Annotated in this window: 3 protein-coding genes; all 3 read right to left on the reverse strand. The window is 62.1% G+C overall.

Going from position 1 to position 2,145, the window contains the following annotated elements; translation table 11 throughout:
• Positions 1 to 124 precede the first annotated feature (124 nt).
• A complete protein-coding gene (hisG, locus tag VIM98_RS10295; protein ID WP_331993013.1) occupies positions 125 to 1,015 on the reverse strand; it encodes an ATP phosphoribosyltransferase in 891 nt (296 codons plus the stop codon).
• Positions 1,012 to 1,347: a YerC/YecD family TrpR-related protein gene (locus tag VIM98_RS10300; protein WP_331993014.1), complete on the reverse strand. Its 336-nt coding sequence runs from the start codon at positions 1,345 to 1,347 to the stop codon at positions 1,012 to 1,014. Before VIM98_RS10300 ends, hisG begins: the two co-directional genes overlap by 4 nt.
• A 290-nt stretch (positions 1,348 to 1,637) precedes the next feature.
• Positions 1,638 to 2,145: EAL domain-containing protein (locus VIM98_RS10305; protein ID WP_331993015.1), on the reverse strand; the 508-nt coding region annotated here is incomplete at its 5' end.

The following is a 2,145-nucleotide window of genomic DNA, read 5'->3' on the forward strand; positions in this document are numbered from 1 at the left end:
CGCTTACGCACCTGCGCGACGATATCCGCCACACCCGTACGCAGGGTCTCGGCGCGCGATTGCGCCGGTCGCGTCAGCGCATCGCCGCGCTCGGTTTCGTTCAGTTCCGACCAGATCAAACGCTTCATGCCAGCATCTTCTCGACCGGCAGTACGAACATCTCACGTGCTCCGGCTTTCTTGATTTCTTCCAGTTGCCGCCAGCTCACTTCACCCGCACAAAGGGCCTGCAACATGAACTGATCCGGTTGTCCGGCCACCGGCAACAACGTCGGCTGAGGGCCGCCGGGAAGCAGGCGCGTCACGGCATCGAGCGCTCCGCGCGAAGCCTGCAATAGCAGCAATCGGGACTCGCGTACCTGCATGACACCGTCCAGGCGCTTGAACAGCAGATCGATCATATCGCCGCGTTCGTCCGAAGGCAGGTTACGTGGCCCGGCCAACACGGCCTCGCTTTCCAGCACGATGTCCGTCTCGCGCAACTGATTGGCAACCAGGGTGCCCCCGCTCTGTACCAGGTCGCAGATCGCATCGGCCGTACCCAGTCGCGGCGCAATTTCCACCGAGCCGGCCAGGGTCACCACACCGGCGTCGATTCCCTGGGTACGCAACCATTGGCCGAGCAGCCCAGGATACGAGGTCGCAATGCGCCGGCCGGCCAGTTGCGCCGGCTGCTCATAAGCCATTTCCTGTGGCACCGCGATCGACAAGCGACAACGGCCGAAGCCGAGCTGGCGCCATTCGGCCAAGTCGGCCTCCGGGCCGGCGCCGAGCGAGAACTCGCTGAGCACGTTACGTCCGACAATACCCAGGTCACAGACGCCTTGTGCGATCAAGCCGGGAATATCGTCATCGCGTACCAATAGCAAATCGACTGGCTCGCCTTCGCCAAAACAGAACAGTTTGTCGCGGCTTTGCCGGAAGCTGAGTCCGCAGCGATTGAGCAATTCGAGCGCGGGCTCGGTCAATCGGCCAGACTTCTGCATGGCGATCCGCAAGCGATCACGCGTACTCATGCCTTCACCTTCTTCTGCGCGTTGCGACGGCGCACCGCGCGCACCGCGGCGGCGAGATAGCCACCATTGCCCTGGTTGAGATACCGCGCGACGCGGCCGATGGTAGTGATGCTGACCGCAGTCAATTCATGGATCTCCCGGTACGACTTGCCGTCGAGCAGATGCGGGACGACACGCCAGCGATCGACCATGACTTCCAGCTCCGCCGGCGTGCACAGGTCGTGCAGGAAGGCAGACATCTCTTCGGTGTTCTTGAGCGACAGCAAGGCCTCGCAAAGACCTTGCTCGGCGGACTCGGCGGGCAGTTGGGGTTCGAGCGATCGACGCTTCATAATGTACTAACGCGTTAATACAATGGAGCGAACTATACGGGATCTGGTGAGATACGGCAAATGGGGCTGGTGGAACCCGGCCAGCTCAGGGGATGGGCGTCAGCCGAGCGTCGGGCGGCCGTGGTCGATCCGGGGCTTGGGGTGAGGAATAGCTGGCCGCCTGCCAGATGCAATAGCCCCTCGCCCTCTCCCCGGCGAAGCCGGGAGGGAGCCGTCCGCGCAGCTGCGAACCTCAATTATCTTCACCCGGCCCTGTCTTAGGAGAAACGGAACTCGCGTGCATCGCACGCTTATTTCTTCGGCGGCACCAAGTGCAATCGTGGCGAAGTACGGGCTTGCGGCGACAGCATGCGCTCGATTTCCGCTGGCACCACAGGACGTGAATACAGGTACCCCTGCCCTTCCAGGCAACCCGCGCGCAGCAGGAAATCGTGTTGCTCCTGCGTCTCAATGCCCTCGGCGATCGTGCCCATGCCAAGGCTTTTGGCAATGGCCAGAATGGCCTCGACAATGGCGACATCGTTGCCCTCGCCCGGCAAACCCGTGACGAAGGAACGATCGATCTTGAGGTATTCGATCGACGCCAGCTTCAGATAGGCCAATGAGGAATAGCCGGTGCCGAAATCGTCGATCGCCACGCCGATACCTAGCGAGCGCAATGTGCGCATGGTGTGTTCGGTTTCCTCACTCTGGCGCAGGATGGTGCTTTCTGTGATTTCGATCAGCAGACGTGCGGCAGTGATGCCGCTGGCATGCAAGGCCTGGCGCGCCGCTTCGGCGAAAGACGCATGCCCGAAC

This window comes from Dyella sp., assembly GCF_036568765.1.
Taxonomy (GTDB): domain Bacteria; phylum Pseudomonadota; class Gammaproteobacteria; order Xanthomonadales; family Rhodanobacteraceae; genus GSA-30.